The organism is Candidatus Poriferisodalis sp. (assembly GCF_965208485.1).
Lineage (GTDB): Bacteria > Actinomycetota > Acidimicrobiia > Acidimicrobiales > Poriferisodalaceae > Poriferisodalis.
Map to the genome: position 1 here is coordinate 3,293,820 of NZ_OZ242344.1, position 22,178 is coordinate 3,315,997.

At 66.7% G+C, this 22,178-nt stretch carries 20 protein-coding genes and 2 pseudogenes; 8 read left to right on the forward strand and 14 right to left on the reverse strand.

The window, feature by feature from the left end; translation table 11 throughout:
• Window positions 1-185: 185 nt before the first annotated feature.
• Window positions 186-614 carry an aspartyl protease family protein gene (locus ACOGXQ_RS15355; RefSeq protein ID WP_419944492.1) on the reverse strand — a complete coding sequence of 143 codons (429 nt, stop codon included), beginning with the start codon at window positions 612-614 and terminating at the stop codon, window positions 186-188.
• Window positions 614-907, reverse strand: coding sequence for a hypothetical protein (locus ACOGXQ_RS15360; RefSeq protein WP_419944493.1), 294 nt, complete (start codon window positions 905-907; stop codon window positions 614-616). Before ACOGXQ_RS15360 ends, ACOGXQ_RS15355 begins: the two co-directional genes overlap by 1 nt.
• Before the next feature lie 179 nt (window positions 908-1,086).
• Between ACOGXQ_RS15360 and ACOGXQ_RS15365 the strand changes: the two genes are divergently transcribed.
• Entirely contained in the window at window positions 1,087-1,314 is a 228-nt protein-coding gene (locus tag ACOGXQ_RS15365) for a hypothetical protein (protein ID WP_419944494.1), read from the forward strand.
• 55 nt (window positions 1,315-1,369) lie between these two features.
• Here the strand turns inward: ACOGXQ_RS15365 and ACOGXQ_RS15370 are convergent, their stop codons facing one another.
• Both ACOGXQ_RS15370 and ACOGXQ_RS15375 read right to left on the reverse strand, forming a co-directional pair.
• On the reverse strand, window positions 1,370-1,498 hold the full coding sequence (locus ACOGXQ_RS15370) for a hypothetical protein (RefSeq protein ID WP_419944495.1): 129 nt from the start codon (window positions 1,496-1,498) through the stop codon (window positions 1,370-1,372).
• A gap of 16 nt (window positions 1,499-1,514) precedes the next feature.
• Window positions 1,515-2,420, reverse strand: coding sequence for an aminotransferase class IV (locus ACOGXQ_RS15375; protein ID WP_419944496.1), 906 nt, complete (start codon window positions 2,418-2,420; stop codon window positions 1,515-1,517).
• Between the two features lie 86 nt (window positions 2,421-2,506).
• Between ACOGXQ_RS15375 and ACOGXQ_RS15380 the strand changes: the two genes are divergently transcribed.
• The gene (locus tag ACOGXQ_RS15380) at window positions 2,507-4,759 is read left to right on the forward strand and encodes a xanthine dehydrogenase family protein molybdopterin-binding subunit (protein ID WP_419944497.1); all 2,253 of its coding nucleotides are present in this window, start codon (window positions 2,507-2,509) and stop codon (window positions 4,757-4,759) included.
• A 136-nt stretch (window positions 4,760-4,895) separates the two neighbouring features.
• Here the strand turns inward: ACOGXQ_RS15380 and ACOGXQ_RS15385 are convergent.
• The 4 genes and pseudogenes from ACOGXQ_RS15385 to ACOGXQ_RS15400 form a co-directional block, all read right to left on the reverse strand.
• A pseudogene (locus ACOGXQ_RS15385) lies at window positions 4,896-5,096 on the reverse strand (nitronate monooxygenase); the annotation flags it as partial.
• Window positions 5,044-5,514 carry a hypothetical protein gene (locus tag ACOGXQ_RS15390; protein ID WP_419944498.1) on the reverse strand — a complete coding sequence of 157 codons (471 nt, stop codon included), beginning with the start codon at window positions 5,512-5,514 and terminating at the stop codon, window positions 5,044-5,046. The pseudogene ACOGXQ_RS15385 and the gene ACOGXQ_RS15390, both read right to left, overlap by 53 nt.
• A 541-nt stretch (window positions 5,515-6,055) precedes the next feature.
• The gene (locus ACOGXQ_RS15395; RefSeq protein WP_419944499.1) at window positions 6,056-7,273 is read right to left on the reverse strand and encodes an LLM class flavin-dependent oxidoreductase; all 1,218 of its coding nucleotides are present in this window, start codon (window positions 7,271-7,273) and stop codon (window positions 6,056-6,058) included.
• A gap of 425 nt (window positions 7,274-7,698) precedes the next feature.
• Entirely contained in the window at window positions 7,699-8,886 is a 1,188-nt protein-coding gene (locus ACOGXQ_RS15400; RefSeq protein ID WP_419944500.1) for a CaiB/BaiF CoA transferase family protein, read from the reverse strand.
• Between the two features lie 79 nt (window positions 8,887-8,965).
• On the opposite strand from ACOGXQ_RS15400, the gene ACOGXQ_RS15405 reads away from it, so the two are divergent.
• The 3 genes and pseudogenes from ACOGXQ_RS15405 to ACOGXQ_RS15415 form a co-directional block, all read left to right on the forward strand.
• Window positions 8,966-9,172 (forward strand): hypothetical protein, encoded by a 207-nt coding sequence (locus ACOGXQ_RS15405; RefSeq protein ID WP_419944501.1) that lies wholly within the window; start codon window positions 8,966-8,968, stop codon window positions 9,170-9,172.
• Between the two features lie 241 nt (window positions 9,173-9,413).
• Window positions 9,414-10,802, forward strand: coding sequence for a CaiB/BaiF CoA transferase family protein (locus ACOGXQ_RS15410; RefSeq protein ID WP_419944502.1), 1,389 nt, complete (start codon window positions 9,414-9,416; stop codon window positions 10,800-10,802).
• Window positions 10,799-11,995 (forward strand): annotated as a pseudogene (locus ACOGXQ_RS15415) (CoA transferase); the annotation flags it as partial. The gene ACOGXQ_RS15410 and the pseudogene ACOGXQ_RS15415, both read left to right, overlap by 4 nt.
• Window positions 11,996-12,051: 56 nt before the next feature.
• Here the strand turns inward: ACOGXQ_RS15415 and ACOGXQ_RS15420 are convergent.
• Window positions 12,052-12,948: an MOSC domain-containing protein gene (locus ACOGXQ_RS15420; protein WP_419944503.1), complete on the reverse strand. Its 897-nt coding sequence runs from the start codon at window positions 12,946-12,948 to the stop codon at window positions 12,052-12,054.
• Window positions 12,949-13,026: 78 nt separating this feature from the next.
• On the opposite strand from ACOGXQ_RS15420, the gene ACOGXQ_RS15425 reads away from it, so the two are divergent.
• Window positions 13,027-14,352: a M24 family metallopeptidase gene (locus ACOGXQ_RS15425; protein ID WP_419944504.1), complete on the forward strand. Its 1,326-nt coding sequence runs from the start codon at window positions 13,027-13,029 to the stop codon at window positions 14,350-14,352.
• Window positions 14,353-14,490: 138 nt separating this feature from the next.
• On the opposite strand, the gene ACOGXQ_RS15430 is transcribed toward ACOGXQ_RS15425, so the two are convergent.
• Window positions 14,491-14,856 (reverse strand): hypothetical protein, encoded by a 366-nt coding sequence (locus ACOGXQ_RS15430; protein WP_419944505.1) that lies wholly within the window; start codon window positions 14,854-14,856, stop codon window positions 14,491-14,493.
• Complete coding sequence (locus ACOGXQ_RS15435) at window positions 14,843-15,367, reverse strand: AAA family ATPase (RefSeq protein WP_419944506.1); 525 nt, start codon at window positions 15,365-15,367, stop codon at window positions 14,843-14,845. Before ACOGXQ_RS15435 ends, ACOGXQ_RS15430 begins: the two co-directional genes overlap by 14 nt.
• 253 nt (window positions 15,368-15,620) lie before the next feature.
• On the opposite strand from ACOGXQ_RS15435, the gene ACOGXQ_RS15440 reads away from it, so the two are divergent.
• Together ACOGXQ_RS15440 and ACOGXQ_RS15445 are read left to right on the forward strand one after the other, a co-directional pair.
• Window positions 15,621-15,908, forward strand: coding sequence for a transposase (locus ACOGXQ_RS15440; RefSeq protein WP_419944507.1), 288 nt, complete (start codon window positions 15,621-15,623; stop codon window positions 15,906-15,908).
• Window positions 15,905-16,450, forward strand: coding sequence for a hypothetical protein (locus ACOGXQ_RS15445; protein ID WP_419944508.1), 546 nt, complete (start codon window positions 15,905-15,907; stop codon window positions 16,448-16,450). Before ACOGXQ_RS15440 ends, ACOGXQ_RS15445 begins: the two co-directional genes overlap by 4 nt.
• A 57-nt stretch (window positions 16,451-16,507) precedes the next feature.
• On the opposite strand, the gene katG is transcribed toward ACOGXQ_RS15445, so the two are convergent.
• The 3 genes from katG to ACOGXQ_RS15460 form a co-directional block, all read right to left on the reverse strand.
• Complete coding sequence (gene katG, locus ACOGXQ_RS15450; protein ID WP_419944509.1) at window positions 16,508-18,721, reverse strand: catalase/peroxidase HPI; 2,214 nt, start codon at window positions 18,719-18,721, stop codon at window positions 16,508-16,510.
• 497 nt (window positions 18,722-19,218) lie between these two features.
• Window positions 19,219-19,389 carry a hypothetical protein gene (locus ACOGXQ_RS15455; RefSeq protein ID WP_419944510.1) on the reverse strand — a complete coding sequence of 57 codons (171 nt, stop codon included), beginning with the start codon at window positions 19,387-19,389 and terminating at the stop codon, window positions 19,219-19,221.
• A gap of 49 nt (window positions 19,390-19,438) precedes the next feature.
• Window positions 19,439-22,150: a cell wall-binding repeat-containing protein gene (locus tag ACOGXQ_RS15460; protein WP_419944511.1), complete on the reverse strand. Its 2,712-nt coding sequence runs from the start codon at window positions 22,148-22,150 to the stop codon at window positions 19,439-19,441.
• Window positions 22,151-22,178: the final 28 nt, after the last annotated feature.

Consider the following 22,178-nt stretch of genomic DNA (forward strand, 5'->3'; position numbering starts at 1 on the left):
AGTGCCTCGGGGACGCAAGCCAGCAGTGCGGCTCACTGCCGCTTGTCACTCGTATCCGGCTGAGGCTTCGACTCTGGCTGCGGCTGTTCAAGGCGATCCTTAGCAAGCTGCGCGTAGGCAGCCTGCGATATGGACAGCTGCTCATATCGGGGTTGCTCCGCTCTGCGGTTAGTCATACGTACAAGCTACACACTCATGTGAAACTGACCGCTGTGCATGGAAATGTGGTGCTGAGAGAATACGTCCATGCCGAGCAGCACATCGTAGGTGCCGTCACCGATGGGTAACTGCACCGCTGTCACCCGTTGCTTGTGGACATAGCTGCCCTTGACAGGTTCCCCGTCCGGTCCGGAGTGACTGGTCTCGACGGGAATATGGATGTCGAGCACGTACTGATCTGCGGCCACGCTCGGCTGACTGGCTGTGCCGACTGTTCTTACCCCGATGCTGACAGCGTTGAGGGCGGTGGTCACGGCCGGGGAGATCACCGTTGATGAGGCCCCAGTGTCTACCAGTGCGTGGCAGGCGTGAATCGGATCAGATGAGTCTGGCAGTGCGACACGGACGATCAACAGGATTCGGTTGCTGCGAACTTTCCCATCGAACGAAGGCATCAGAGCAAGGCACCGATGAACCCGAGCGATACCGGTTCCTCACCGATGACTTGCAGGGAGAAGTTGCCGAGACCGTGCTTCTCGACTCCGATCTGGTAGGCGTCCTGCTCGTCGTTGTAGATCGCTTCCACTTCGCCGTTGTGCATCAGAGCTACCCGTCCGGAATGTTCACGTTCAAGTTCTTCTCGGTGACGAGCCATGTACGCCTCGTAGTTTGATCGCGCTTGCGACTCAGGTGGTTCAGACATTGCCTCGCCCCCTTCGGTCCTTGCTTCGGTCCTTGCTTCGGCCATGCTTACATGGTATGAGCGCATTGGGCCTCTTCATCACGGCGCTGTTGCTGGTTTGATTCGTCCTGGGTTTTGCGCAGGCTCCGAGGATTGGAGCAAGCACGGGATCGGTGGATGCAGAACTTCGGCCGGCGCCGACTTCGAGGCGGTATTCGGCTGAGCAGACACAGCACGCTGTGCGGATGCTGGGGGCGGCCCCGTCGACGTATTGGTCGGCCAAGCGCCGCCCGCCGTCGGCTCGTGCGCTGCGCGATGGCGAGCTGATGCCGCTGCTGCCGGCGCTGTGGTCGGAGTACCGCACAGCGCCGACTGGCACCATCATCTCGCCGAGCAGTTGCTGTTCCACTTGGAGCGACAGCGGATCGTGGAAGACGTGCGTGAATCCGACTCTCATCCTCACTGGTGGGTAGCTGCCCCGCCCCGTACAGACAGGGTGGACTCGACCCGCTGACGTGGCTAAGGCGCTCAGTCAGAGAGCCGAGCGATCTGATCGCGTACGTCAGCGAGCCAGTCGTGCATCTCAGCGATGATCCCGTCGATCTTCGACTCAACGCCGTCCATCTTCGTCTTGAGGCAGTCCATCCGTCCGAACACGTTCGACTCAAGCGCATCAGTAGTCGATCGGGATCGTCCAGCGAGGGTCGTCGTGGGCGTCCCAGTAGGCCTGACGGAGCTGCATCGTGATCGGACCGGGCGTGCCATCACCGAGCAGCCGGCCGTCGATCATGGTGACTGGCATGACGCCGCCGGCCGTACTGGTCATGAACGCTTCGTCGGCCCGGCCGGCTTCGGCGACCGGGATGGGGGCCACATGGGTGGTCAGACCCTGTTCGGCGGCCAAGTCGAGGACGGTCTGGCGGGTGATGCCCTCCAGCACCCCGGCATCGGGCGTGTAGAGCCCGCCATCGGCGACGAGGAAAACGTTGAACCCGGGTCCTTCGGTGAGGTTGCCGTCGAGGTCGGGCAGCACGACCACGCTGCCGCCACGCTCGTGGGCCTCGAAGGCGCCGCGAGTCAGGTCGCCCCAGTGGAAGTTCTTGACCGTCGGGTCCACCGATGCCGTCGGGATGCGCACGGTGTCCTGAGCGATGATCAGGTGCGAGCCCTCCTCCTGCTTGTCCGGTTCGACGATCCAGATGTACGGGATCGCATAGGCATAGAACCGGTTCTGGAATGACCACGGGCTGCGGCTGCCGCGGCTCGGACGACCCCGTGTCGTGATCATGTCGACATAGGACTCGCGCAGCCCTGACTTGCGTACGCACTCGGTAAGGATCTCGGCAATCTGCTCACGGTCGAGCTCCAGGCTCATCTGGAGGCTCTTCATGCTGCGCTCGAACCGGTCCAGGTGGGCGTCGAGCCGGAAGAACTTGCCGTTCCACACAGCGACGACGTCGTAGGTCACGTCCGAGCGGCTGAAACCGACATCGAGCAGCGAGATCTTGGCGTCACGGATGGGCACGTACTCGCCGTCAACCCAAGCGCAGCCCCGGCTGAACGGATTCTCATCAGGCATCGGGATCCTCCCTGGAGGCTCGTCGCCGTCTCTGCACGCCGAGCGCTTCTGCACAAATGTCGCACGTTGAGGGCTACGTTGCTGCCGTGGTGAGCGAAGAATTCCGTGGGCGGCGCGAAGACGAGCCGCTGTTGCGAGGCGAGAGCACCTACATCGACGGGCTCGACATTCCCGAGCTGGCCGGCGCGGCACAAGCCGTGTTCGTCCGCTCCGCGGAAGCTCATGCCCGGCTCGCCGGCGTCGACGTGACCGAGGCCCGTCAGGCCGACGGCGTGATCGCCGTGTACCTCGGTCCCGAGGTGGACGGCTGGCCGTTCCCGCCTCGGCTGCCGTCGATGAACCGCGACCTGTGGCGACCGCTCATGGCCTACGACACGGTCCGCTTCGTCGGTGAGCCCATCGCCTTGGTGATCGCCGAGACCCGCGCCGCGGCAGTTGACGCCGCTGAGCTCGTGATCGTCGACTACGAGCCGCTGTCCCCGGTGGTTGACCTCGATGCCAGCCTCAACGGCGAAACGCTGCTCCACACCCACGCCGGGACGAACGTGGCGCTGGCCTGGGAGCTGGATGCCGTCCCCGATGATGTGTGGGACGGCTGCGATGTCACCGTGGCGTTCGACATACGCCATCCGCGGCTGGGGCCGCATCCGATCGAACCGCTTGCGGGCGCATCGAGCTGGGGTCCCGACGGGCGCTGCACGGCGTGGGTGTGCTCGCAGCGTCCGGCTGGCGCGAAGCACGTCATCGAGACGCTGCTGGGTCTCGAGCCGGGAACCGTGCGGGCGATCTCGCCCGATGTCGGCGGCGGCTTCGGTTCCAAGGGCGGTTGGGGCTGCTATCCCGAAGACGTGGTCGTGGCCTGGGCGGCGCGCGAACTCGATCGGCCGATCCGCTGGGCGCAGACCCGCTCAGAGGCCTCTCTGGCCATGGGGCACGGGCGAGCTTCGCGCCACCGGGTCCGCATCGGCGGCATGGGTGACGGCACGATCGTCGCCTACTCGGTGGACGCGCTGCAGGACAGCGGCGCCTACCCGGCCATGGGCACCAACGTCACCGGCAACCTGCGCAACAGCGGCACCGGTGTCTACGACATTGCGCACGCCACGCTGCGGGGCACCTCGGTGGTGACCAACACCACGCCGACTGTGGCGTTCCGTGGAGCCGGCCGGCCCGAGGCAGCCTGCTCGATCGAGCGGGCAGTCGACCGATTCGCACAAGCGATCGGCCGCGATCCGCTGGAGACTCGCTTCGCCAACCTGGTGCCGCCAGACCGGTTCCCGTACCGGACGGCGGTCGGATCCACCTACGACAGCGGCAGCTACCCCCAAGCACTGCGGCTGGCAGCAGAGTCAGCCGACTACGAGGGACTGCGAGCAGAGCAGGCAGCGCGGCGGGCGAGCGGTGACAGCGACGTGCTTCTCGGCATCGGGGTGAGCTGCACCACCGAGATCACCGGCGGCGGCGAAGGCGAGCGGGCGACGGCCTTCCTCGCAGAAGACGGCACGGTCGATGTCGTGGTCGGGACATCACCGCACGGTCAGGGCCACGAGACGACGTTCGCACCGGTCGTGGCCTCCCAGCTCGGCCTCGATGTCGATCGGGTCACCATCTCGCACGACGACACGGACCGTTCGCCGATCGGCGGCGGAACCATTGGGTCGCGTTCGGCACAGCTCGGCAGCGCTGCGGCCTACGGCGCGGCCGTCGACCTCGCGGCGGCGGCACGTGAGCGCGCCGCTGAGCTGCTGGAAGCCGATCCTGACGACGTGACGCTCGACACCGACCGGGGGACGTTCCACGTGGTCGGAACACCGGCCCGCTCTCTCGGGTGGGGCGACCTGGGGGAGCTCAGCGCCCACCATCACTTCAGGCCCGAAGGCGGTGCCGGAGCCTTCTCGTTCGGCGCGTGTGTCGCGGCCGTGGAGGTGGACACGGCAACAGGGGAGATCCAATTGCGTCGACTGGTCAGCGTCGACGATGCCGGCGTCATCCTGCAGCCGGTGCTGGCGCATGGCCAGGTCCACGGCGGCTTGGCGCTGGCTGTCGGCGCAGCGCTGTACGAGGAGATGCAATACGACTCAGACGCCATTCCGATGACCGTCGGGCTGGCGGACTATCTGCTGCCCTCGGCCGCAGAGATGCCCTTCTTCGAGTCCCACGAGACCGAGACGCCGTCGCCGCTCAATCCGCTGGGCGTGAAGGGCATCGGAGAGTCCGGAACGGTGGTGGCAACCCCTGCGATCCACGGCGCGGTGCTGGATGCCCTGGCGCCCTTCGGTGTCGAGCACCTCGATCTTCCGTTGACGCCCGAGAAGGTCTGGCGAGCACTGCAGACCTAGGAGCCGTCAGGTCCTGTCCAGCAGCTCTCGGGCCTCGGTCATCACTCGGGCCACCACATCGCCTGCGTTCGGCAGATCGGTGAGCAGATCGAATCCGGCAGCGGACGGCGTCGGGCCGGAGGTTCAGTGCTGCCAGGATCCCCAGGCCGCCGGCATTGCACACCGCCGCTACGAGTTCAGGTCCGGCCACACCGCCCATGCCCGACTGCAGGATCGGCGCGTCGATGCCGAGGACGGATCCGAGCCGCTCGGGATCGCCTGGCGTCAGACTGGTTCGGCGTTTGTCAGCCATAGGCCGCGAGTGTGTCGTCGAGACTCCAGATGCGCACGTCGACATGCGCCGTGCTGCGCTGGAACTGGTCTCGTTCAACGAGAATCGCGACGTCTCCGCTGCCAAGTCGACCATCGCCGACGAGTGTGATCAGATCGGTGCCGGTGGAGTTGCCATCGAGCAGTTCGTCGACGAACTGGCGATTCCATGTCGTGGCCCGCACGACCCAAGGCGGTTGTGCCGAACTCGCTGCCTTGAGCACCCTTGCCAGACGCTCGGCGAGTCGCCGTCGATCTGACGCGCGTTGAGCGATGCGATTGCCGGCCTCAATAACGGCAGTAACCGGAATCACGAACTGCTGACCGCGTTCACTCCGCTGTTCGAACTCGCTCGCGATCTCCCGCGCCGCGTCATCACCGTCTGTACCGATCAGGCGCAGCAGCACTGACGTGTCGACGAAGAGCACCTGTCGGGAGATCGCCACGTATCAGAGCCCAAGCACGTCGACCAGCGAAGGCTGTTCCGCAGCGGCTTGGCTTTGGGGCCGAAGGCGGTCTCGGACAGCAGAGGCGCCCAGCGAACTGCCTCCTACCACTTCTAGATAGTCGGGAAAGTCCGTCAGCTTGGTGACGGTGCTCCATCCGTCTTCGTCTCGATGGCAAACGAGCACACCCTCGTGATCGTGGCCGCCCAAGGCATCGAGGATCGCGGGACTGTGCGTGGTTGCCAGAGTCTTCGCCCCCGAGGCCGATGCAGCCTCGAGACGCTTAACAGGGTGTTGAAAAAGGGGCCGAATCGCAGAATCGTCGAGACAAACCCACAGGTCAGAGAGCTACAGGTCCGCCTAGAACGGGCTTTTTCAGCAGCCTGTTGAACGCCAGAAGGCTGATTTGCTCCAGCGTCGCGGCCATGTTTGTCAGGGTACTGAGGCTCGCTCAACGAGGATGATGTGCTCCGGTCTGAGGCGTCTCTGGCGTGTCAAAGCCAAGGAGAATCTGGCACCAACTGTGTCAGCCGGCAAGGACCTAGTCCGCTTCGGCAGTTTCGCCGACGCGGGGCGTGAAGCCGGTCTTGCCGGTGCCGCCGCCCTTGAGTGCAGCAACGGCACGCTCGTTCTCGAAGATCTTTGCCAGGATTGCCTTGCCTGCCCGGTCGAAGTACTCCCGGTTGCGGATCACGAACTCGTTCGATTCAGCCATGGAGGCAAGCTGGCCGTTGACGGCGGGGATGACGTGGCGCGCCACTAGGTCCCAGCTGCGGAACATGGCCTCCGGCTCGGCCCAGTCGTTGACGAAGCCCATCATCACGCCGAACCCGCCGGTGATCTCCTGCATCCGCAGGATGTTCTCGATGAGGTCGTCAGGGGTGCCGATGACCCCGGCGGCCGAGTCGGGGTTTGCGTAGAAGTCGATCGCGTCGGCTGTCGAGGCGAGGCGTTCGAGGCCGGGCCGCTGCAGGGTGTCGACGTTGTACTCGTTGTGCCAGCGCAGCAGGCCGTGGGAGACATCTCGCCGGGCCTGGTCGCGGGTGAGCGCCACGTGGAAGTTGAACATCACCCGCCAGTCGTCCCGGCTCACGACCTGGACATGCTTGGCGGCGGATTCCTCCGCGAAGCTCCACTGCAGCGGCAGCGAGGCCAGTCCTTCGGTGGACATCGAGCCGATCGACAGCACACCGATGCCGTGCTTGCCGGCGAGCGTCATGCCGGACGGGCTGATCATCGACGCCGTCACCATCGGGACCTTGTGCTGGTACGGCAGGATCTGCAGCTTGGCGTCGTACAGCGAGAACCAGTCGCACTCATAGGTGAACCGCTCGCCGCCGGCCAGCAGCCGCTGGATGACCGGGATGGCCTCGTCCTGGCGGTCACGCAGCAGCATCGGATCGATGCCCAGCGTGTGGGCATCCGAGGGCAGGGCGCCCGGGCCGGTTCCCAGCATCGCCCGTCCCATGCTCATCTGGTCGAGTTGGGTGATGCGCTGGGCGACGTTGAAGGGGTGGTGATAGGGGATGGAGGTGACGCCGGTGCCGAGCTTGATGCGGCCGGTGCGCACCGCTGCGGCGGCCAGGAACATCTCGGGCGAGCCGATGGTCTCCCAGCCGGTCGAGTGATGCTCGCCGCACCAGAACTCGTCGTACCCGAGGCGGTCGAGGTACGTGACCAAGTCCAAGTCGCGCTGGAGCTGCAGCGCAGGACTCTCGCCCGGCAGATGGTGCGGTGCCAGAAATGCAGCAAACTTCACCGTCGGGACCCTATCCAAGAGGCTGAGCCGGTAGGCGAAGCCGTGGCCCGAGCGGTCCGTGAGCGCAGCGAACCAGAGCGGGCAGCAACAGGTGCCGCAGCGAAAGGGCTCACCTGCTCACGCGGCTCCTCCGGGTGCTGCCGCCGACATGGGCGACCCGGTGCTCGCTGGCGCTGCTAGCTGATGCTGCGGCCCCCGCCGACATCGAGGCAGACGCCGGTGAGGAAACCCGCCTCTCTCATCGTTGCTCCGTTCTGTGGTGAGCGGATCGTAGGCCAGGCGTCATCATCCGCCTGTTACGCTGTATCGCAGAGGCCAGCCGCCCCGGAGTTGGCAGAGCAACCCACTTGGGTAGCAACCGGGGGCTGGCCCTCTCGCGACCGTAGTGATTGCCTGCCTTGGGCCGGCCTGAATTTCGATATATGTCAGGACTCGCTGAGGATGCCCGTGTCGATGAGGCCGTCGATCGTCTCGACGTCGTAGCCGACCTCAGCGAGGATCTCCCGGCCGTGCTCGCCGATCCTCGGCGCCGGACGCCGGACGCTCGGCGGCGTCTCGGAGAATTGCTCGGGTGGCGGGATGGACCGGTACGGGCCCGCGACCGGATGCTCGTCGACCGGTAGCTGGGATACGAGCTCATCGAGCGTCGCTGCCTCGGTGGCGGGAATGCCGTGTTCGGAACACAGCTCGAGCCATTCCGCAGTCGTGCGCTGGTCCAGCACCGACGCGACGTCGCGATACAGGCTGTCGCTGTGTATAACGCGCTCGATGGGCGTGGCGAAACGCTCGTCGGCGGCGAGATCGTGCCGTCCTCCGGCTTCGAACAGTGCGACGTAGTGCTCGTGGTCGTAGGGAAGGATGTTGATCCAGCCGTCGGCGGTCTGCTGGGGCTTGCGCTCGGGCGTGAGGATGCGGGCGTATCCAGCGCTCGCCACTGGGGGCTCGGAGATGGCGCCCGCACCGTGCTCGGCGAGCACAAAGGCGCGCATCACATCGATCATCGGGATCTCGATGCACTGCCCCTGGCCGGTCAGAGCCCGGTGGTACAGCGCAGCGGTCACCGAGTTGGCAATCGTCAGTCCGCAGAACTTGTCGGCGACGAGGCTGGGCAGCAGCATCGGCTCGGCGCCCATGCGGCGGAAGAGGTCGCCGATGCCGCTGGCGGACTGGATGATGTCGTCGTACGCCGGTGCGTCGGCCTGGTCGCTCGAGGACGGGTAGCCATGGGCCCGGCAGAACACGATGTCGTCGCGAACCTCCCGCACCGCCTCGTAGTTCAGGCCGAGCCTTCCCAGCGGTCCGGGACGCAGGTTGGTGATCATCACGTCGCAGGTTGCGGCGATGTCCATAAACGCCTGCCGGCCATGCGGATGTTTGAGATCCATCGCAATGCTGCGCTTGTTGCGCAGCAGGTTGAGTGCGACACCGGAGAACTCCGGCGTCGGGCCGGCGCCCATGCTGCGGTTGCGGTCGCCTGTTGCCGATTCGACGAGGATGACATCAGCGCCGAGGTCGCCGAGGGTCCGTGTTGCAGCTGGGCCCATGAGCACCGACGACAGGTCGACAACGCGCACCCCGGCCAGCGGCCCCGCAGCGTTCTCGCTCTCGCTCATCTCGGACCCGTCCCCTCAGCCGGCAGCGTGCTCACATGTCAGCAGGCGCACGGATGGTACAAACGGGGCGAGGTTACCGATGGGCCAACTCAGCGAACGGCCGGTGAACATCGATGTCGGCACTGGGTACGAGTTGCCCGAACTCCTCTCGGCGCCGGACCTCATCGAGGTCGAACGCGGAGCGCCGGCGGGTGATCTGCTTCGCCGCTGCTGGCATCCGTTTGCGCTTGCGACCGATGCCTCCGACGTTCCCAAGCCGGTGAGAGTGCTGGGGAAGTGCTCCTAGTGGTGTGTCGGCAATTTGCACAGGGCCTGCCGAAGCCTGTTTCCGCAGGTCAGCGGGCCGCGACCTGCCCGCAAGAAAACCGCGACACACCACTAGTGCCGTGTCAAGCAACCTTCGCTGTGGCGGGGATCGCTGGAGGGCCTGTTCGCAGGCGAAGCGACGGCGCTAGCGGCGGGAGCGGCTGAGAGTGAGGGGAGTAAGGTCAGCGGGCTATGGGACCGCAGCAGACGAGGTGTCGACCATGACGGACAGCGCTGACCGCAGGCCGCTGGACGGCGTCCGAGTCTTCGAGATCAGCATCGCGGTAGCGGCGCCGTGCTGCGGCAAGATCCTGGCCCACCATGGTGCCGAGGTGTCCAAGGTGGAGGCCCGCAGCTATCCCGACGTGGCTCGGGCCTTCGGCTCTGCATGGGCGCGAGATCCCGAGCTGGCCGATGTGTTCTGTGACACGAGCCCGTATGTGCCCGAGATGTCCTGCGGCAAGCGATCGGTGGGCTTCGAGCTGAAGCAGCCCGGCGGGCTGGAGGCCGCCAAGCGCTTGCTGGCGACCTGCGACGTGTTCCTCACCAATTTCGCTGCGCCGGGCATCGCCGAACTGGGTCTCGACTACGAGTCTGTCGCCGAGCTCCGGCCCGACATCATCTATGCCGGCATGACGGGCTTCGGCGTCGATCCCGACAAGCCGTACTACCCCTTCCGGGCTTTCGGACCCAACCAGGCGCCGCTGGTGGGCTGGGACGCCCTCACCGGGTTCCCGCACGAAGAGCCTGCGGGCATTCCCTCCATCGCTCCGCCCGACTACATGGGCGGCCTCCATGCCACGATGGCGATTCTCAGCGCACTGCACGAGCGTGAGCAGACCGGCGAGGGACGCTTCATCGACATCAGCCAGCTCGAGACGACGGTGTCATTCCTCGGCCCGTACTTGGTGGGTCAAGACTTGGGCGTGCCAGAGCCGTTCCGCAACGGCAACCGTGTGCCGTGGTCGGCGCCCGCAGGCATCTATCCCTGCGCAGGCGGCGACCGGTGGGTGGCCGTGGAGGTGCAGAGCGACGAGGAGTGGCAGTCGCTCGCAGCGCTGCCCGAATGGCGGAGCATCGGGGCGCACGGCGCCAGCCATATGGCTGCGTTGTCGACCTATCCGCACGAGACGCTGGCTGATCGCATCGCCAACCACGACGCCATCGATGCGGAGCTGTCGGCATGGACGGCGCGTCGCAGCCCGCAGCAGGCGGCTGCCGAGTTGCAGGCACTGGGCATCGCGGCCTACGAGGTGCTGGATCACACCGGGGTTCTCGTCGATCCGCAGGTGCATGACCGCCGGCCGTACTCGATCGTCCCGTGCCCCCGCCTCGGCAGGGACCTGTTCGTGCGAGACCCGCTGCGGATGAGCGAGACGCCGCCGTTCGTGACACGAGCGGGTCCGAACATGGGCGGCGACACTACGGAGGTCATGGCCGAGCTGGGCTATGCCGATGACGAGGTGTCCCAGATGATCGAAGCGGGCGACGTGTTCACTGATTCGCGGCCTGAGCTCGTGCTGGAGCGGCCATTCGACCGCTGGTACGAGTCGGTGGGCATCGCCGAGTTCTACGACGCCGAGGGCAACGTCACGGGCGGTGGGCAATGAGCGCCGAACAAGCCGCCGGACAACGGCGGGGCCCCTGGACGGGCACCCGGGTTCTCGACCTGACGGGCCTGTCGGGCGCCTACGGCACGCGGGTGTGGGCAGCGCTCGGTGCCGATGTCATCTGCGTGGAGCCACCCCAGGGCAACCCTGTGCGGACGATGCCCCCGCTGGCCCCCGGGCACAGCGGCTCCGAAGCCAGCCTGTGGTGGGCGTACTACGCAGCTTCCAAACGCAGCGTGGTGCTGGATCTCGCCGACGCTGACGATGTCGCCGCGCTCATGAAGCTCATCGATTCCGCAGATGTCGTGCTCGACGACGCACCTCCGGCCATCCAGGAGACCTACCCGTGGCTGGCAGACAGCGACGAAGGCAGCCTCGGAGTGGCTGGAATCGTCGAGCGATTCCCCCACTTGATCTGGACGTCGATCACGCCGTTCGGCATGACCGGCCCGCGGCGTGCCTGGCAATCTTCGAACCTGGTCGGCTGGGCCTCGTGCGGGCTGGCGTCCACGGTCGGTTTCCCCCACGGCCCGCCATTGACGCCAGGTGGCGAGATCGGCGTGCTGATGCACGGGGCGTCGCTGTACGGCGTGATCGGATCGATGCTCGCGCTGCGAGCCCGCGATCAGGCCTCGGCGAATGGCGGGCGGGCGCTCGGACAGACGGTCGATCTGTCGCTGCAGGACTTCGGGCTCTGGCTGTCTCCCGAGACTGGCGTGCCGCTGTACTTGGACGATCAGGTGCCGAGGCCTCGGGCCGGCAACCGGCGGCCGATCACCAGCCCCATGGGCATGTACCCGGCGTCCGACGGCTACGTGGCGATGATCGCCATCCAGCCCACCCACTGGAACGCCGTTGCCCAGTGGGTGCACGAGTTCACCGGCAATGAGGGCATTCTCGACGAGATCTTCGTCGACATCGTGGTGCGGCGCGAGGCGCTCGAAGCGGTCGACGCCTGGATCGAGGAGCTGACGACCCAGTTCACCAAGCAGGAATTGTTCGTCGAAGGCCAGCGTCGGCGGATCCCGATCACCCCGGTGAACACGGTCGGCGACCTGCGCACTGACCCTCATCTGGAGGCGGTCGGATGGTGGCGGACCGAGGAACACCCCGAACTGGGCAGCTACACCGTGCCCGGTTCCCCGTTCAACACCGACGGCGACTGGTGGGCCTGGGATCGCGCGCCGATGCTGGGCGAGCACACCGACGAAGTCCTCGGCGAGTTGGGCCAGCGGCTGATTCGGCGCCCTCAGGCGGGCGGGTCGAGCAGCGGCGGGCCGGCAGCGGTGACCGAGACGGGGTCGCCCACTGAGAGCACGGTGCCTTCGGGATCGATGGTGCACGCGATGCCGAACATGGCGTTGCCCTCCAGCATCCCTCGCATGCCCGGCGAGAATCCTTCGGCGCTGTAGCACCAGCGGTGCTCGCGCAACACCAAGGCGGGCTCACGGTGGCGTTCGCCCGTGTCCTGGTCGATCTGGGGGACGGCGCAGCGGGGCCACGCCACCCGGGCGGCCAGCTGGGCTGGGCCGATCGAGAACTCCGCCCAGGTGTCCTCGGACCACGGCTGGTCATTGGTGACGATCAGGTTCGCACGGAAGCGCTCGATGCCGAAGGGTTCCGTCGCCCGTGCGACGAGATCGTCGAGGGAGGCGGTGTTGACGACCAGCACGGGCGCGGCGTCGGCAAAGCCGGCGAGACGTCCCCGAAACAGTCGCATCGGCCGGGAGGACTCCGGGGTCAACGCCGCGAGCCTCGCCGGGAAGCCGAGCACCTCGCTGAAGAACTCGGCGGCCTCGTCGCCGGCATCTGCACACGCGACTTCATCGCCGATGAGTCCATGCACCGTGATGTCGTTCGTGTCGGGACGCTTCACGTCGATCGTGCCGACTTCGGGTGCGCTGACGGTCAGGCCGCCGTTGATCGGCTCCGGCGCGACCGTGGCGAGGGCGGCATTTCGACGCTGAGTGACCGCCTCGCCGAGTGCGCTGTCTTCCTGGGGATCCGTGACTACCTGCCAGGCACGGTCACCCTCGAGCCCGGTTGCTGACACCACGACCGAGTCGAGCTCGACGCGGCGGCAGCCCTTGATGGGATGGATGGCGATACCGGTGAGCGATCCGCCGTCGTGGCTCTCCGTGGTCATGGTCAGACCCTAGGCTCGCCGCGCACCGCTGTCTTGGAGCCGCGGCGGCTTGGCTGACGTGGGGAGGGGCCAGCAGGCATGTCACGTCAGGGATTCGAAGCTCGCCACCGTCCCAAGATCGGCGCGGAAAGAGCCGAACCGCCCCAGTGGCTCCTCGATCACACCGATCTCAACATGCACGCGCTCGGACCCGGCCCCGACCTGGAGGCCATGTGGGTGGCGGCGGGACTTGAACTGCCCAACCGCTCCGCCATGCGCAGATTCCGGCTGGAGCGCGTGCGCGAGCAGTTGCGGGACGCAGGCTGCGACGCGGCACTGCTGTATGACCCGCTCAATGTCCGGTATGTCACCGACACCACGAACATGTCGCTGTGGACCATGCACAACGCTGTCCGCTATGCGTTCGTGGCCGCCGAGGGGCCTGTTGTGGTGTTCGAGTTCTCCGACGGGGAGTTCCTCGATGCCCACTCCGAGACGGTGGACGAGATCCGCCCGGGACTGTCGTACATCTACTTCAAGGCCGGGCCGCGCTCGGGAGAGATCGCCGACCGCTGGGCGACCGAGATTGCGGCGCTGGTGGACGAGCACAGCGGGGGAGGGCGACGCCTCGCAGTCGATCAGCTCGAACTGCGCGGGGTCCGGGCTTTGGAGCGCCGCGGCATCGAGCTGGTCAGTGCCGGCGAGATGATGGAGCAGGCCCGCGCGATCAAGGGTCCCGACGACATCCGGGCGATGCGGTGCGCCGTGCATGCCTGCGAGGCGGCCGTCGGCGACATGGCCGCCGTCTTCGAGCCCGGTGTGAGCGAGCTGGATCTGTGGGCCGAGCTGTGGGCCGGGAGCCTGCGGCGCTACGGCGAGTGGATCGAGACCAGGCTGCTGTCGTCGGGACCGCGGACGAACCCGTGGTACCACGAGGCCAGCAGCCGCCGGGTGCAGGCAGGCGAACTGATGGGTTTCGACACGGACCTGATCGGCGCGTACGGCATGTGCGTGGACCTGTCACGGACATGGCTCTGCGGCGGCGGCAGACCCAGTGGTGCCCAGCACGACGCGTGGTCGCTCGCACTCGAACAGATCCAGCGCAACACCGAGTTGCACCGCCCCGGGGCGACACTGCGGGAGATCACCGACAAGGCGTGGTACCCCGACCCCGAGCACTACCGTGGCTACACGGTCATCTCCCACGGCGTGGGGCTGTGCGACGAATACCCGGCCGTCTACCACCGGCACAAGTGGGACGCAGGGGGTTACGACGGGGTTCTGGAGCCCGGAATGGTGATGTGCGTGGAGGCGTTCATCGGGCCGAGATCCGGCGGCGAGGGCGTGAAGCTGGAAGAGCAGGTGCTGATCACCGAGACCGGCAACGAGGTGCTGACGAGCCTGCAGCTCTGGCTGGTCTCCTAGGAGGGTGGTCGGAAAGCCGCTGTTTCGGCGTTTGTCAGATGCAGACCCGCAGGTCAGGGACTTGCTGTGTCGGCAAGATCCCATTTCCGACCATCCTCCTAGGCCGAGCGATTGCGGCGGCCCGGATTCTCGGGATCGTCAGGAGGACTTGGCCAACGCCCTCAGCCCGTCCAGGAAGTCTTGGGGGAGCGACGACGGCAGGTCGGGGAACGTTTCCTCGTCCTCGAACTGGGGCGGGATCTGGCTTCTGTCAAAGTCGGGTGGGAGCAGATCTTCGTACAGGGCTGGGTCGGGCTTGTAGATGCCGAACACGCCGTCGCGGTCGTACGCGACACCTACGCCGGCGAGGTAGGACTCGAGATGCGCTTGCTTCGCCGCTCGAATCAGGGAGCGCTCTACGCTCGCTGTGAATTCAGGACCCGAGAATCGCAGACGGCCGTTGGCGCTCGCGCCATTCTGTTGATCACAGACATCAGCCGTTTCGATGCGTTCAGGCAAGGCCACCGCTCCGTTCAATCATCTGTGGTTTCTCCCCTCGGCTGTCCCACAACTCCCACACGTCGACCGTATGCCTGTACAGGTGCCAGAAGTGCTCCAAGCCCGCATGGTAGCGCCTACGCACCACATCATCTGGCACATGGTGTCCACCGAGAGAGACCCTGTGGCGTACGCGAGCAATCGCGCGATCCGCCGACGGCAGGAACAGGAACGTCAGCGCCACATGGTAGCCGTCGGCGCGCCAGCGTCGGATCCGCCGCAGGTAGCCACGTCCCGACAGGGTGGTCTCGAACGCGAAGTCGCGGCCGTCGCCGGTGAGATGGTCCATCTCGGTCAGCAGCAACCGGCCGGCCGGCAGGTCGGCGAGCTCGGGTTCGCCGGGGGAGAGCCGCTCAGCAATGACGTCGGCATTCAGGTAGGTCAGCCCTCGGGCCTCGAGGTCGAGGTGGTCGCGCGCGAACGTCGTCTTGCCGGCGCCGTTGGGTCCGGCGACAATCAGGATCTCCTTGACGCTCACGGCAACTCACCGTAGCGACGGCATCCGAAACCACTGGTCGGGATTTTCTGCCCCGGGGCATCGCCAGGCAGCGAACACTGGAAACCCAGGGCGAACCAGGCTGTGTTGCGGCGAGGGGTGATCCGGTGGGTTGGGGCCTGTGGTGGTGTCGGGCGCGTTTGGCGTGCCGTTTGGGCATTTTGCGTTTGATGACCCGCGGGGTTGGGCTTCCCCCGGAATCTAGGAGGCATGTTCTCAGAGGAGTAGGGGAGCGATGCCTGAGACAAGAAGAAGGTTCGATCCGGAGTTCCGCGCTGGCGCGGTGAGGATCGTGATCGAGACCGGCAAGCCGATCGCGCATGTGGCCCGGGATCTGGGGTTTCATGCGGGGACTTTGGGCAACTGGGTCAAAGCGGAGCGCCGAGCGGCCGGCGAGGGGGCGCTCGACGCTGACGAGCGTGCCGAGCTGGTGCGGCTGCGGTGCCGCTGCGCTGAGCTGGAGATGGAGCGCGATGTGCTCAAACGATCCGTGGTCCTGTGGGTGAACGAGGCGACAAAGTGAGCGTGGCGCGCTTTGTGGCCTCCCAGAGGACCGAGCACCGGATCCCCCACGCGGTCGCTTGCCGGGCGCTGGGGCTGTCCGAGTCGTGGTTCTACCGGTGGCAGGGCGGCCCGCCGTGCTTCTACGACCGCATGTGGTTCAACGGGTACGCTGACGATGCCGGCCAGTACTTCGGGCTGGGCATGGCGGTCTGCCCTCATCGGGGGATTCTCGACTGCCACTTCAGCGTCACTTGGGCCGGCGGGCTGCTGCACTGCTTCTGCGCTTCGCGCCGTGCCCCGGCTGAGCGCATCGAGCTGAGCGTCGGGCCGTTTCGCTTGGAGATTGTCGAGCCGTTGCGGCAGGCTCGCGTGATCCTCGACGACAACGAGAGCGGCGTGGCGTGCGACTTCATGTTCTCCGCACGCATGTCTGCGATAGCTGCCACGACGCTGGCCGATCGAACCGAGCGGGGTGATGCGCTGTTCATGCTGATGCTGAACCGCCACGGGCGCCACGCGCTCGACTGGCAGGCGCTCGACGAGGTCGCCGTCCGAATCTGAGCTCTGGCCGGTCAGGACTCGTCGAGGGCCGGCCGGGTGCTGCTGAGCGCAGCGGTCTCAGGCGAGGTCGTAGCGGTCGAGGTCCATCACCTTGTGCCACGCCGCCACGAAGTCGGCGACGAACTTGGCCCCGGCGTCGTCCGCGCCGTACACCTCCGCGATGGCACGCAACTGGGAGTTGGAGCCGAAGACGAGGTCGACTGCGCCGGCGGTCCACTTGAGATCGCCGGTGACGCGGTCACGGCCTTCGTAGACGTGCTCGGTGTCGGACACCTGCCACTCGGTGCCCATGTCGAGCAGGTTCACGAAGTAGTCGTTGGTCAGCGCTCCGGATCGGTCGGTGAGCACGCCAAGCGACGAGCCGCCGGTGTTGGCGCCGAGCACTCGCAGGCCGCCGACCAGCGCTGTCATCTCCGGCGCTGTCAGCGACAGCAGGCTCGCCCGGTCCACGAGCATCACCTCGGGGCGGCGCTTGTCGTCGGCACGCCAGTAGTTGCGGAACCCGTCCGCGGTCGGCTCGAGCACGGCGAACGACTCGACGTCGGTCTGTTCGGCCAGAGCATCAGCACGGCCCGGCGAGAACGGAACGACGACATCGTGTCCGCCCGCGCGGGCTGCCTGCTCGACGCCGACGCATCCGCCCAGGACGATCAGGTCCGCGAGCGACACACGCTTCGATCCGTTCTGCGCGCTGTTGAACGCTGCCTGGACGCCTTCGAGCGCAGTGAGCACGGCCGCCAGCTCGGCCGGGTCGTTGGCTTCCCAGCCGCGCTGCGGAGCGAGCCGGACGCGGGCGCCGTTCGCGCCGCCCCGCAGGTCGCTGTCGCGGAACGTGGACGCCGACGCCCACGCCGCCTTCACCAGCTCCGAGACCGACAGGCCCGATTCCAGAATCGCCGTCTTGAGCGCTGCGACGTCAGCGTCGTCGATCACGTCGTGATCCACAGCAGGCACCGGGTCCTGCCAGATCAGCACCTCGTCGGGCACTTCGGGCCCGAGATAACGCGAGACGGGGCCCATGTCGCGGTGGGTGAGCTTGTACCAAGCCCGAGCGAACGCGTCGGCGAACTCGTCGGGGTGTTCGAGAAAGCGCCGCGAGATCGGCTCGTAGATGGGATCCATCCGCAGCGACAGGTCGGTGGTGAGCATCACCGGCGCATGCCGCTTCGACGGGTCATGAGGATCGGGCACCGTGCCGGACGCAGCCGGATCGGTCGGCACCCACTGGAAGGCGCCTGCGGGACTCTGGGACAGCACCCACTCGTAACCGAACAGCACCTCGAAGAACGTGTTGTCCCACGTCACCGGCGTGGGCGTCCAGATGCCCTCCAGCCCGCTGGTGATCGAGTCGCCCGCCTTGCCGCTGCCGAACGTGCTCGTCCAGCCCAAGCCCTGGGATTGGAGGCTCGCGCCTTCAGGCTCAGGACCGACATGGGCATCGCCGTCAGCGGCGCCATGAGTCTTGCCGAAGGTGTGACCGCCCGCGATCAGCGCCACCGTCTCCTCGTCGTCCATCGCCATGCGGGCGAACGTCTCACGGATGTCCCGCGCAGCCGCAAGCGGATCGGGCGTGCCGTTGGGCCCCTCGGGATTCACATAGATGAGCCCCATCTGCACCGCACCCAGCGGATTGGCGAGGTCGCGGTCGCCGCTGTAACGCCCGTCGTCCAGCCAGACGGTCTCAGGACCCCAGTAGATGTCCTCCTCAGGCTCCCACACGTCGGGACGGCCGCCGCCGAAACCGAACGTCTCGAACCCCATGGTCTCCAGCGCCACATTGCCCGCCAGGACCATCAAGTCGGCCCAGGAGATCTTGGCGCCGTACCTCTGCTTGACCGGCCACAACAGGCGCCGCGCCTTGTCCAAGTTGGCGTTGTCCGGCCAACTGTTCAGCGGCGCGAACCGATGCGTGCCCGAGCCGCCGCCCCCCCGCCCGTCATAAACCCGGTACGTGCCGGCGCTGTGCCAAGCCATCCGGATCATCAACGGCCCATAGTGACCGAAATCGGCCGGCCACCAGTCCTGCGAATCAGTCATCACCCCGGCAAGATCCGCCTTCACCGCAGCGAGATCAAGCGTCTCGAACTCGGCGGCGTAGTCATAACCCTCACCGGTCGGGTCGATCTTCGGCGAGTTCTTGCTGAGCGGCCGCAGGTTCAACTGCTCAGGCCACCACTGCTGGTTCGCCAACGAACCCATGTACGCGGGATCATGCAGCACCGGGCATCCGCCTGCCACCGGAGCCGCTTCGCTTGCGCTGGTGTCAGTCATTTCTGCTCCTTCACTCAGATCTGAGCGGTCTGTTGGACTGGTGGTGACGCTTGACATGCAGGGCAATGGCCCCAGTAGATGACCTCGGCCTCGTCGATGACGCAGCCGTTGTCGCAGCCCTCATGCATGTCAAGCTCAATGCCTGCGAACAGGCCTGCGACACTCGGCGCCCGCACTCCTTCACGCCGCCCAAACTACATGCTGGCAACTCGACACTGATCGAAGCACCGCCATCCGTCGGCATGTCGATAAGGGATTCGCCCATACGGCCACCGTAGGCAGCCGCTGTGACAGGCATGCCCTGTGACAGATGCACAAGACCGCCGACGGCGCAGTGGCGACCGACACCGCGCCGACCTGATGCGAACCTCGCTCTAGCAGGCTACTGAAACGTGCAGGTCTGGCCGGAAGCGCAAGCCCCTGACCTGCAGGTTTGCAACTGGACACCGCCTGAAAATCGACTTTTCAGCATCCTGCTAGGCCTGAAAATCGACTTTTTAGCATCCTGCTAGGTGCTCGGTGGCCAAGTTGAGTTCGGGCAGGCAGACGTCGAGACGCTGGCGGCCGAGCCATGGCAGTGAGGCTTCTCGGCGGATCGTGTGTGCCGGGAACAGCCGCTTGATGAGCCGGTACAGCTCGTCCTCGCGTGTCCATCGGCTGATCGACAACCGACGCCGGCGAGCGCGCCCCAACGCAGCGCCTCGGCGGCGCTGCGGGTCAGCTGTTGTCGTCGGCTGCTGGGGGCACGGTGACGGTGACGGTGTAGGTGCGGACGTCGGCGTTGTCGGTGTCCGCGTCGCCGTCGGCGTCATAGGACGAGGTGACCGTGATGGTGTTGTCGCCTTCCGACAGCGTCGCCGAAGCCCCCGTGCCGGTCGTGCCGTCAGCTGCCTCCCACGCGATCGTCACCGTCGCGTCGTCCGCGAATGCCGCTGTCGCGGTCACCGTTGCCGAGGTCGTGCCCGCGGCTGCGGTGCCCTCATAGGAGAAGACGCCGGTCTGGAACACCCCGAGGTCCGCACCCGACACCGACAGCGATCTCAACGTCGCCGAGGTCGGCATGTTGTAGGCGTAGAACCTGTCGGAGACGGTGTCGGCTACCCACATGGTGCGCCCGTCGGACCAGATGCCCGACGGCCAGGCGTTGCCCGTTCGCTCGAGATTGACGAAGTCCAGATGGCCGCGGCGGACGCCGTTCGCGAGGTCGTACGCGTAGAGCCTCTTTTGGTCGCGGTTCGATACCCACATGGTGACGCCGTCGGACCAGATGCCCTTGGCGTCGAGGACGTGCCGGAATTGCGGGTAGAGATTGATGCTGCGGGAGCTCACATGGTCGCCGCTGTCGAAGTCGTAGGCGTGCACGATGTGGGCAACTTGGTCGAGCACCCACATGAGGGCGCCGTCAGACCACACCGATTCGGGATCGGGCGGCCAGTCCTCCACAGTCCGGGCGAGGGCGAAGTCCCTCTCGGGCAGCCTGTTGCCGGTATCGACGTCGACAGCGACGACGTTGTAGTGGGGGCTGCTGTCGGCCGCCGACCACATGGTGTCACCGTCAGACCACAGCCCGCTGATGGCGACCCCTAGGGGCAGATGATGCTTGAGCGTGGTGATGTCGTCGTCTTGCCGCCTCGTCAGGGTGTCCATGTCAAGCGCGTAGATGCCGTGATCGGTTCCCAGCACCCACAAAGTGGTCCCGTCGGACCACAGATCGTCCGGGCGCTTCCCGGCAATCAGCGACTTCAAGTCCTTGCCGGGCCGGCGCGAGAACGGTCCGTCGTCGTCGATGAGGTGGATCGTGACCGAGGACCCTCGGACGAAGCCGGGGGGCAGGCCGTCTGGGGAGAAGACCAGGTGCTCGCCGTCGTCGTGCTCGAGGTCGTCTGCGGCGGTCACCGTGAAGGTCTTGACGGTCTCGCCCACACCGAAATCGAAGCTGAGGTCCTCCACTGAGTAGCTGACGTCCTCAGGGGAAGCGCCGCCCCGCAGCGCCGCTGTCAGCGGAATCGTGACGGGCTCGTCGGGCGGGCTGTCGAGGCGGACACGGATCTGCACGGCGTCGCCGCCCTCATACGCGTACGGGCGTGCTCTCTCCAGCCTCACTTCGACCTCGTCGTCGGTGTCGTCGTTGTCCGGCGTAGTGCTGTCGCCTTGTCCTGATCCGCTGCTGTTTGATTCGTCGCTGCTGCTGCTGGTGCTGTCGCCTGATCCGTCGTCGCTGCTGGTGCTGCTGTCTGATCCGTCGTCGCTGCTGCTGTCGTCTGATTCGTCGTTGTCCGGCGTAGTGCTGCCGCCTTGTCCTGATCCGCTGGTGCTGCTGCCGCCTTGTCCTGATCCGCTGGTGCTGCTGCCGCCTTGTCCTGATCCGCTGGTGCTGGCGGTTGCTGCTCGGCAGTTGCGGAGTTCGTTGCCGAGTGCGTAGCGGGCGGCGGCTGCGGAGTCAGTGACGCGTGTGGTGGGGTAGCCGAGTTCGGCGAGCTCGCTGGGGATGTCGTCGCTGAGCGTTTCGGTGTCGCCCACCACGATCGCGAGCTGCGGGCGGATGCGCCCCAGCGCCGAACGCGTGTCGCCGCCCAGTCCGTCCGTGTCCGCCCCATAGAGCACCACGCTGTCGCCCAGCGCCGCCGCCAACGCAGCAGCAGTGCCGACATCGGCGTGTGACCAGCCGTTCGCGACCACCGCGGCCCCCGCGCAGTCGGGCGTGTACCGGCGGGCTGCCCGTGCCGCTGTCGCGATTCGATCCTTGCCGCCCACGCGCTCGGTCCAAGCGCCGTCGGCTGCCGCGGCCGCAGCATCGACAACCTCATCGGGCACCGCCGCTGTGCCGCCCACCACCACGATCTCGCGGACCTGCGCGTCGGCCAGCACCTGCTGCGTCTGATCCGGCAACGAACCCGCGCCCGAGTACAGCACCACGTCCTCGCCGGCCGCGGCCACCACCGCGGCCGCCACGCCCACATCAGCCAACGACCACCCATCCGCCAACACCACACCCACAGCCGCGTCAGAACGGTCAGCCAGCACCCGGCGCGCCGCCGCAGCCGCCGTCGCCACACGATCGGGGCCGCTCACATGCTCGGCCGCCACACCAGGTGCCAACAAACCCAGCTCCGCAGCCACAGCATCGCCCAGCACCGCAGCGCCGCCCACCAGCACCACACCCGACACCGCACCCGCAGCCGACACCACACCCGCAGCCGCCTCGCCCAAACCCCCAGCAGACTCCGCCGCCACCACCACATCACCCACACCACCAGCCACCAGCCCGGCCGCCACGCCCACATCAGCCGGCGACGAGCCATTCACCACCACCAGCACCACACCACCAGAACTCCCGCCAGCCGCCGACTGCGCACCCACCGACGGCACCGCACCCACCGCCAACACCGCCGCCGCGACCACCGACACCCACCCACGCCCAAACCGCATGATCCAAGCGTACCAAACCCAACATGTC

Excerpts from the sequence above, each read along its gene's own strand:
- ACOGXQ_RS15355 (WP_419944492.1), bottom strand. The coding sequence starts at position 614 with ATGCCTTCGTTCGATGGGAAAGTTCGCAGCAACCGAATCCTGTTGATC.
- ACOGXQ_RS15360 (WP_419944493.1), bottom strand. The coding sequence starts at position 907 with ATGGCCGAAGCAAGGACCGAAGCAAGGACCGAAGGGGGCGAGGCAATG.
- ACOGXQ_RS15365 (WP_419944494.1), top strand. The coding sequence starts at position 1,087 with ATGCTGGGGGCGGCCCCGTCGACGTATTGGTCGGCCAAGCGCCGCCCG.
- ACOGXQ_RS15375 (WP_419944496.1), bottom strand. The coding sequence starts at position 2,420 with ATGCCTGATGAGAATCCGTTCAGCCGGGGCTGCGCTTGGGTTGACGGC.
- ACOGXQ_RS15400 (WP_419944500.1), bottom strand. The coding sequence starts at position 8,886 with ATGAGCGAGAGCGAGAACGCTGCGGGGCCGCTGGCCGGGGTGCGCGTT.
- ACOGXQ_RS15405 (WP_419944501.1), top strand. The coding sequence starts at position 8,966 with ATGGGCCAACTCAGCGAACGGCCGGTGAACATCGATGTCGGCACTGGG.
- ACOGXQ_RS15410 (WP_419944502.1), top strand. The coding sequence starts at position 9,414 with ATGACGGACAGCGCTGACCGCAGGCCGCTGGACGGCGTCCGAGTCTTC.
- ACOGXQ_RS15420 (WP_419944503.1), bottom strand. The coding sequence starts at position 12,948 with ATGACCACGGAGAGCCACGACGGCGGATCGCTCACCGGTATCGCCATC.
- ACOGXQ_RS15425 (WP_419944504.1), top strand. The coding sequence starts at position 13,027 with ATGTCACGTCAGGGATTCGAAGCTCGCCACCGTCCCAAGATCGGCGCG.
- ACOGXQ_RS15440 (WP_419944507.1), top strand. The coding sequence starts at position 15,621 with ATGCCTGAGACAAGAAGAAGGTTCGATCCGGAGTTCCGCGCTGGCGCG.
- katG (WP_419944509.1), bottom strand. The coding sequence starts at position 18,721 with ATGACTGACACCAGCGCAAGCGAAGCGGCTCCGGTGGCAGGCGGATGC.
- ACOGXQ_RS15460 (WP_419944511.1), bottom strand. The coding sequence starts at position 22,150 with ATGCGGTTTGGGCGTGGGTGGGTGTCGGTGGTCGCGGCGGCGGTGTTG.